Source organism: Nodosilinea sp. LEGE 07298 (assembly GCF_015207265.1).
In the GTDB taxonomy this organism is placed as follows: Bacteria; Cyanobacteriota; Cyanobacteriia; order Phormidesmidales; family Phormidesmidaceae; genus Nodosilinea.
Genome location: NZ_JADEXE010000283.1, coordinates 1 through 8497, shown reverse-complemented (window position 1 = coordinate 8497; position 8497 = coordinate 1). Strand labels below are relative to the sequence as shown.

Annotated in this window: 9 protein-coding genes; 3 read left to right on the top strand and 6 right to left on the bottom strand. The window is 57.3% G+C overall.

The window, feature by feature from the left end; translation table 11 throughout:
- The first annotated feature begins 422 nt into the window (after positions 1-422).
- Positions 423-782 carry a hypothetical protein gene (locus IQ273_RS26615; RefSeq protein ID WP_194026160.1) on the top strand — a complete coding sequence of 120 codons (360 nt, stop codon included), beginning with the start codon at positions 423-425 and terminating at the stop codon, positions 780-782.
- A gap of 257 nt (positions 783-1039) precedes the next feature.
- Positions 1040-1495, top strand: coding sequence for a hypothetical protein (locus tag IQ273_RS26610; RefSeq protein WP_194026159.1), 456 nt, complete (start codon positions 1040-1042; stop codon positions 1493-1495).
- Positions 1496-1563: 68 nt separating this feature from the next.
- On the opposite strand, the gene gloA is transcribed toward IQ273_RS26610, so the two are convergent.
- The 3 genes from gloA to IQ273_RS26595 form a co-directional block, all read right to left on the bottom strand.
- Positions 1564-1995: a lactoylglutathione lyase gene (gene gloA, locus IQ273_RS26605; RefSeq protein ID WP_194026158.1), complete on the bottom strand. Its 432-nt coding sequence runs from the start codon at positions 1993-1995 to the stop codon at positions 1564-1566.
- A 55-nt stretch (positions 1996-2050) separates the two neighbouring features.
- Positions 2051-3715, bottom strand: coding sequence for a phenylalanine--tRNA ligase subunit beta (gene pheT / locus IQ273_RS26600; protein ID WP_194026157.1), 1665 nt, complete (start codon positions 3713-3715; stop codon positions 2051-2053).
- Positions 3716-3941: 226 nt separating this feature from the next.
- Positions 3942-4469 carry a Dps family protein gene (locus IQ273_RS26595; protein WP_194026156.1) on the bottom strand — a complete coding sequence of 176 codons (528 nt, stop codon included), beginning with the start codon at positions 4467-4469 and terminating at the stop codon, positions 3942-3944.
- Between the two features lie 212 nt (positions 4470-4681).
- Here IQ273_RS26595 and IQ273_RS26590 point away from each other — a divergent pair, with 212 nt between their 5' ends.
- Positions 4682-4939, top strand: a complete 258-nt coding sequence (locus IQ273_RS26590) for a hypothetical protein (protein WP_194026155.1) — start codon at positions 4682-4684, stop codon at positions 4937-4939.
- A gap of 48 nt (positions 4940-4987) precedes the next feature.
- Here IQ273_RS26590 and IQ273_RS26585 read toward each other — a convergent pair whose 3' ends face one another.
- The 3 genes from IQ273_RS26585 to IQ273_RS26575 all read right to left on the bottom strand — a co-directional run.
- Positions 4988-7111 (bottom strand): TIGR00300 family protein, encoded by a 2124-nt coding sequence (locus tag IQ273_RS26585; RefSeq protein WP_194026154.1) that lies wholly within the window; start codon positions 7109-7111, stop codon positions 4988-4990.
- 193 nt (positions 7112-7304) lie between these two features.
- Complete coding sequence (locus IQ273_RS26580; RefSeq protein WP_194026153.1) at positions 7305-7685, bottom strand: hypothetical protein; 381 nt, start codon at positions 7683-7685, stop codon at positions 7305-7307.
- A gap of 614 nt (positions 7686-8299) precedes the next feature.
- Positions 8300-8497 (bottom strand): SH3 domain-containing protein (locus IQ273_RS26575; protein ID WP_228053931.1); only part of this gene is annotated, 198 nt, incomplete at its 5' end.

Below are 8497 nucleotides of genomic sequence, written 5' to 3'. Positions count from 1 at the left end.
ACCCAATCCCTGGTAAAAGCGGAAGGTGAAAGGTGGGCGGTGCCCACCCTACAGGTTTGACCTGGCGATCGCGAAGCAAGTACAGCCCTGCGCGAAGTAAGTACGGCCCTGCGTGAAGCAAGTGCAGCCCTGCGCGAAGCAAGTACGGCCCTGCGCGAAGCAAGTACACCACTGCGTGAAGCAAGTACACCACTGCGTGAAGCAAGTGCAGCCCTGCGCGAAGCAAGTACAGAGGTGGTTGTGCTTCATCATCATCGCCGCTTCATTCAGCAGCCCCCGCTGATATTACTTCTGTAAAGCTGCGCCGGTTTTTCCGGGTCGGCGATCGCAGCGGGCACATTGCCCTGAGCGCCAGACAAGCCTCCCCAGCCTGCCGCCAACCCGAATTTTCTAACTAACTGCCATTAAGGAGCACTACGACCATGCCCAATACCGATACCAGTCGCCGTTTGCGGTCTACTTACATTGACCAGGATGTTGATTCGCTGCGCGGTGCGCGCACCATTGAAGGCTACACCTCCGCCCGCCCCGAAACCACCCTCGAAGGGCTCCAGAGCAGCTACGCCGAGATGATGGCCGCCCAGGATGAAGAGACTGTGATCATGGTACGCGCCAAAGCCGCTGCCGATAAGGCTCGCCTAGCCGAGTGGCAATTCCACCAGAACGTGCTGGCGATGAAAGAACTGGTGCGAGGCGTCTACGGCTCCGACAGCAATGAGGCTCAGGCCGTTGGCTACAAGAAAAAGTCTGAGCGCAAGCGGCCCCGGCGATCGGCAGCCTAAGGCAGCGGCACCATAACTCAAACAGAGGACCGTCCAGATCTTGGTTCACGGCCCTCTGTTTAGGCGGGGTGGAGCGATCGACAGTCGCCATAAAGTCATCGGTATCTTTGTTATCCGTGAACCTCACACAACCTTTACTCAAAATCGCCGCATTGCCCCAACTTTTAGCAGGATTTTGCCTCTCTACGCCTGAAGATAAACTGTGATGCCCAAACGGGCCAACCCGCGAGCTGGCCCCTGATCTGAGAGGAGTGATGATGAATCTGAAATTTGCCCTGTTATCGGTTGTAGCGGTGGGTGCGATCGCCCCTTCAGCAGCCCAGGCCCAGCAAGTCCCCCCCTACTATGTGGGGGCTGGCATTCGAGCCGGATTTAACGACAGCACCTCGTTTGTGATTGATTCTAAAGCTCAAATCGTCGAGCTAGGGGCCAGAACAACCCTGTCGGTGCGCCCCTCGCTCGTCTTCGACAACGGTACCGAACTGCGGCTGCCTATTTCGGTAGACTACGCCCTCGACCAAGCGCTTTATCCCTACGCCGGAGCCGGGGTAGCCTACGATGCCGACGGTCGCTCTAGCGTCGATCCTATGATCACTGCCGGGCTCGACTGGGGCATTACCCGCCGTGTGGTGATTGATGTTAACGGCAGCGTGTTGTTTAAGCCCGGCGACACCGATACCGAGATTACAGCCACTGTCAACTACGCGTTTTAAGGTACAGGGTGCTGGGTACAAGGTTTAAGGTTCTGCCTTAAACCCTAAACCTTGAACCTTAAACCCTTTTAGCTCGCAGCCATCTGAGGTTCTGCTGCCTGCCGGTGCCCCTCGGAGGTGCCCATTTGAATGAGTTCGACCTTGTAGCCATCGGGGTCTTGCACAAAGGCGATTACTGTCGAGCCGTGCTTCATGGGGCCGGGCTCGCGCACCACTTGGCCACCCTGGGCTTTGATGCGATCGCAGGTGCCGTAGATATCGTCTACACCCAGAGCAATGTGGCCATAGGCATTGCCCAGGTCGTATGACTCTGTGCCCCAGTTGTAGGTCAGCTCTAGCACCGAGTGGTCAGCCTCATCGCCGTAGCCGACAAAGGCCAGGGTAAACTCGCCGCCGGGGTAGTCTTTTTTGCGCAGCAGCTGCATACCCAGCACATCGCAGTAAAACTTGAGGGAGCGATCGAGGTCGCCGACCCGCAGCATGGTGTGGAGTAGTCGCATGGTGAGTTTGCTCTCGTAGTTGACCTTTATTATTATGGCCCGCCAGGCGTGGCGGCTAGTCGTCGACAGGCTGCTGAGCGCGTAGATGCCCCGGTGCTTGGGACTGCAAACTCGCGGTGCAGTTCAATTCTCCAGTACAAACTGGCTCCGGAAACGAAAAGTGCTCCAGCACCTGAGGATGAATTTCGCCAAACTCTCCCACCGGCTGCCCCTGCACCAGCACCGTGGCGGCGCGGCCAGCAATGTAGTAAGGCGCGTCGCACACCGCCAGGTCGTAGCTGACCCCTAGCGCCTTCAGCATGGTCTGCATGTAGGCTTTTGCCGTGGTAAACGACGCACGGGCATCGAGGCTGGCGAAGCCCCAGCACTGGCTTTCGTGAATAGCGTCGGAGGCGCTGAACCGCAGCACTTCTCCGGTTTCGTAGATGTTGATGGGCTTGGGGGCGCTGATATTGCGGGCCAAAATATCGAGTAGCCCCGCCTGTAGGGTGGGGCGAGTGGCGCTGTAGGTGCGGCTTTTGGCGTTGCCGGTCTGCACGTAGGGGGCCGCAAACAGGTCGAGAATGTCTGGATCGGTGAGCACGTAGCTTTTGACTTCAGTCAGCTTCATGCGCTGGGCCAGATCACCTACTTTAAACATGGCCTGGCGCAGCGGGTTGGCTTCCCCCAAATGAAACTTCACCGCCAGCGGTTCGGCCTGGAGAGTGGCAATGCCCAAGGCAACTAGCAAATCGCCTGCAATATCCACCTGGCTAAAAATGTCGGTGCGGTAGGTGGGCACATGCACTACATCGGTACCGCTGACGTCTAAATCCATCCGAGACAGTACGTTTCCTAGGCCGCTTTTGGGAATGGCGGTTCCCATAATTTCGTTCAGGTACTTAGCCGAAAACGGCACCGCGCGGCGGGACAGACTGGGAGTGGAGATGGTGCCCTGGGGCGTGACAATGTCTACGGTTTGTACCTCGACCCCGGTGTCTAAGAAGTTGTGAGCCAAAATGTTGGCGGTTTCTAGCACCGTTTGCGGCAAAATGCCGGTGACATCAATAAACAGGTTGCGGGTGCTGGCTGTAACTTCTCCCACCCCGGCCCCGTTAACAATCGGCGGCATGGAGAGTACGGTGCCAGCCGTATCGCGCAGGACTGGGGCATGATGGTTCTCTTTGAGCGTGTGGGCGTAGAGTTTGCCCGCCGGGTGGGTTTGCAAGATCTGCCGGGCTGTCAGGGGCTGGGTGCTGTGCAGGGGCACAAAGGTCAGCTCGTCTAGCGATTCTGCGCCGTAGGTCAAGTCGCCGCTGATCTGGTCAAGGTCATAGACACCGATCGCAATTTTTTTGCGCTGGCGACCAAAGGTTTGAGTCACTTTTTCCTGAAACTGCACTAGCACTTCTAGCCCCCCGTCCTGTAGGTTGGCCCCACGCACCACCAGGGCGGCGATGTGGGGGCGCAGGGGAAGTACCTCGGGCAGCACCGTCACCTTACGCCCCGAGGGAGCCAGCTGTTCGGGCACGGTGCGGGCCAAGCCGTTGTAGATGTTGATGGCGCGGGTAAACCCTTCCGCTGCCAGTAAATCGGGGCGCTCGGCGGTCACCTCAACCTCCAGGGTTTGCTCGCCCAGGGTGGCGTCGAGGCCATAGTCGAAGGCCTGCTGGGCCAGCTGCTGTGGGGGAGTGGCGGTGAGCCGCTGCAGATAGGCGAGGGGAAAGGTGACGGTAGGCATGGGGTTGGGGATGAGCTGACCACTCCCTAGGTTATCGGTTCTTGCGGACAGAAGGGCACAACAAAAATACCCTGCCCGACAGCCTTCTCGATTTGAAGGACTGCAAAGCAGGGTAAATTGCAAAGCTAGGTTAGAAATGCGGCTGACACTTCCGCTAAAAATAAAAGAAAATTATTTCTCTACGGGGTCAGCACGGCGCTTGATGCGATGACATCAAGTGGTTCTATTACTTATTAGAAACCAGCTCTTTGTCGCGGTTGCCGCTGGTCTCCATGGCTTCCCCTTCAACAAACGATCGCAGCATCCAGGCCATGCCTTCGTGCTCTTCCATCAAGCCGGTCAAAAAGTCCGAAGTACCTTCGTCATGGAATTCTTCAGAGGTTTGGTCGACGAAGCCACGCAGGTTGCGAATGATCTGCTCGTGGTCGACCACCAGACGCTGAACCATTTCCGATGCACGGGGCAGATCGCCAGCGTGCTCTTTCAGAGAGGCGTGCTTGAGGAAACCGTCGGCGGTACCCAGAGGGTAGCCGTTCAGCATGCGCACACGCTCGGCGATCGCGTCAATGTTTGCGGTCAGGGCTTCGTACTGCTCTTCCCACAGCTCGTGCAGGCTGCGAAACTGGGGTCCAATGACATCCCAGTGGTATTTCTTTGTCTTGATTAGCAGCAAGTAGGCATCGGCCAGAACTTTGTTGAGAATATCGACCACGCCTTGACGCTGCTGATCAGATAGACCAATGTTAATGCTCATAAATTTGGTTACTCTTTGTGGTGTGACTGCGTTCTGCTCTATCTAACCGCAGCCACCCGCAAATCTCATCTACCCTCTGTAGGAAACCGGGCTGTAATGGTCTCTTCCTTCAGATTGTTTTGCTGGCATAAGTCCTCCATGGGTTAGATGTTGAGGGGGGCTATTGGTAATAGTTTGGGAGACAGACGTTATCAAAGCGACTCTGTAACCCTATGGCTAGTTCATCTCCGCTGACCGGCGTGATTTTGGTAGATTGTGCGCGAGCCAATGCCAGCGAGGGGCTTGCGATCGCCGCCGAGCGGTGTGGCTATGGCAACGACACAGCCAGGTTTCAGACGGCGCTAAGAACAGCCTGTAGCGACATGAACGTAGAAATTGAGGGCCTTTCTGATCTAGAAGACGACGACCCCGCTGCGGTGCGCGCCGAGCGGGGTATGAACGTCGCCCCAGACACGCCCAGCGATTTGTAGATGACAATCAGGCCCGATCGCCCCTTGCGCGATCGGGCCTATAGGCTCTTATACCTTGGTCACAACGTGGCGCTGGGTAAGGCGATCGAGCTGCTTCACCAGCAGGCTGAGAAAGAGGCCCACATCGGTGACCACCCCGGTAGACTCTAGCGAACCGCGATCGGCCAGCTTGGTAACCACGGCAGGGTTGATGTCAACGCAGACCATTTTTACCCCAGCCGGGGTCATGTTGCCAACGCCGATCGCGTGCAGCATGGTCGAGAGCATCAAAATCAGGTCGCAGCCTTCGATTAGGCGGGCGTAGTCGGCCTGAGCTTCGATCAGGTTCATTTTGGTGTCGGGCAGGGGGCCGTCGTCGCGAATGGACCCGGCAAGAGAGAAGGGCACGTTATTCTTGACGCACTCGTAGAGCACGCCGCGAGTCAGCACGCCCTGCTCGACGGCGTTGGCGATGCTGCCACAGCGGCGAATGCTGTTGATTGCTCGCAGGTGGTGACGGTGGCCGCCCCGAACTGAGGTGCCCTGCTTCATATCGACACCGAGGGAGGTGCCGAGCATGGCCTGCTCAATGTCGTGGACGGCGATCGCATTGCCTCCCAGCAGCGCCTGCACGTAGCCCTCGCGAATTAGCCGCGACAGGTGGTTGCCGCCGCCGGTATGGATCACCACCGGGCCAGCCACGACAGCTACTTTGCCGCCCTGGTCGCGCAGGCGGCGCAGCTCCCACGCCACCTGCTCGACAATCAGCTCGACTCGGCGCTCGCTCGACACGCCGGAACCCATAAAGCTAAACTCTTCGGTCGTGGCGGCGGCCCGGCTGCGATCTTTGGTACTGCGCACGCTGCGAATGCCGTCGTAACCAACAATTACCTGGTCGCCCACGGCCAGGTCGCGCAGTAGCTTGCAGATAGCCACCGGCTCAGAATCTAATACCCCCTCTGGCACCACAATCACGCCATCCATGCGCTGGCCCTGCACCCGCACCCACTGACCCCGCACCCGCACCTCGGTGGGGTAAATGGTCGAGCTGTAGAAATCGTCGGGGGCTACTCCCGCCTGGGTAATGGTGACTAGGCGGGCATCCTGCTGATCTTCGGGCAGGGCCACCGCACCCAGGTCAATCAGCTGGGCCATGATCTCATCCATCACCTCGCGATCGGGGGCTGATACGCGAATTTCGGCCGATGACGTGCTCTGGCGCTGCTCGCCCAGGTCAAAGTTCAGCACCTGAAAACTGCCGCCCCCTTCCATGACTAAATCCAGCGCCCGACTGACCAGACCCGAGTCGAGCAGGTGCCCAGTCATCGTAACGGTGCGGGCCAGCAGACCGCCTTCTCGCAACGGTTCGGGGTGCAGTGGCTCGGTGACGCGCAGGGTTAGGCACTTGGCCGCCCCCCCCGCCTTGAGGAACTCAGTTAGCTGCGTTTCGACCACCTCAAAGCCCGCCTCAGCCAGGCGCGTCTTCAGCTCATTGCTGGCCTGATTCATGATCACGATGCGATCGACATTGACCGCGTTGCAGGCGAAGTTGATCGCGTCGGGCTCGTCGATGGCGATTCGCTTTTCGGGCGGTACCCGCATTTCGATTAGGCGGTTCGAGTAGGCGTCAAAGGCGGGGGGGTAGTAGAGCAGGTAGCCGCCGGTCAGGGGGCAAAAGCAGGTATCCAGGTGGTAAAAGCGTTCGTCCATCAGGTGCAGCGACAGCACCTCAATATTCAGCCACTGGGCCACCAGCCCGTGGGAGTCGAGCTCAGTGCGAAAGCCATAGCCCGCCCACAGCCAGCGCCCTTCGCGATCGAGCAGGGCGTCACCGGCCCCCTCAAAGGGCAGCTCGGGGGGCAGGGTAAACACCTGGTGCCCCTGGGCCTCAAACCATTCCTTAAAGAAGGGTTCTTCGCCCTGGCGCTCAGGGTGCAAAAACCGGCTTAGCACCACCTGGTTGCCCAGGATCAAGCCAGCGTTGGCGGTAAACACCATATCGGGCCAGCCTTGCTGGGGCTTGACCAGATCGACACTGGCGCGATCGGCAATGATTTGGTAGAGGTTCTGCCACTGTTCCTGGGCCGCTTCCAGTGACGAGCGATGAATGTTGCCCTCCATCCAGGGGTTGATCACATAGTCCACCTCGTAGTGGTGGGGGGCGCACATGAGAAAGCGAATGGAGGAGGTCATAGGAGGATGCTGACGTTAAGGGACTGAATCGAGCAGGCGGGCTAGGCAACGCGAGCCGTTTGCCCTGGAGACACTCAAAAAATAGCGCTGAAATAAATAGCGTTGAGGACCAACACACTATTTTAGGCCCTCAACGCTGTGAGTTGATTCAGTTGTCAGGAGTTCTGGAGATTGGGGCGACCATTTACGCCCTCTACTGCCCAATGGGCAAATCGGTAAAGAAGTGAGCGTCGGTGAGCCGGTTGTTGGTGATGATAGCGCTGGTTAAGTTGCCGTGGCGCAATCGACGCGCCGTAGCCAACTGAGCATCGCCTGCGGTTGCCGATGGGACAAAAAAGCTATTGTCAGGGGCAAAAGCGACTGGGACCGACACCCTGACCGGCATCAAAGAAGACTGAGTGACTAAATCTGCGGCTTTGGCTTGGTTGCCCGATGAGTCAAACCCTACCGCCAGCATAAAGGCGGCCAGGCCAATCAGTAAGGCCAGGCGAATATCGATCACCTGAAGCACCTGAATGGCGATGTCTTGCACAGAATCCCAAAAGGCGGGGGATGACTCAGAATCGTTAAACAAAGTAAAGCTCCTCTAGCACTATTGCCCCCGTTACAGAGATTCGCCAGGGTCAGCTTAGTTCGCTCAGCCGCCGAATCGTTAGGGATCTCACTGAGGCATTCTAGGTCGCTATGGCCGCAACTATAGGAACGACTCAATGGTTTGACTTAGTTTTGTTATACACATAACGTCACAAAATCACAAGATGTTAAGCTCCACCGGGGGTGACTAAGCGTCCTTACGGAGGCACTCAAACGTACTTTGTGTAAGGGATTGCAGCTTTTTCTAATTTTAGTCTATGAATTTTTGCAAATCATAGATTTTTGTCAATATTCTGAGTAATTCTACTTAATCTTGTTGGGCATGAATGGGGTGGTTGAGACCTTGCTCCCCGGTTTAGGTCTGGGATGAGCGCAATCCATTGGGTGAAGCAAAGGGTGGAAAGCCAAAGAGCCTTAGCGTTTTTTACTAGCGCTTTTGCTAGCGGCAAATGCTTTGTATCGGCTCTTGCTTGGCCAACCTCGACTGGATAGGGCAAACACCGTTTACCCCTACAGAATTTGCCTGGGGGGAATGAGGCTAGCCTAGTTATGCAGCAAAAAAAGCTGGTCTTTGGGTGCGATCGCGATTCAGGGCTAAATGGGCTCCAGCCACAGCGAGAAAATCCAGTTGCCGTCGCTTAACTCTGACCAGTTACCGGTGGTGCGCCCAGTGACATTAACAATGGAGCCGTTGGGCACGCTTCTGACAAAGCCAAACTCAGTACCAGGCCCCTCAAAGACCGAGGTCGAGTCGCCATCGGTAACAACACGCCTTTGGCTGCTGCCAGCTGG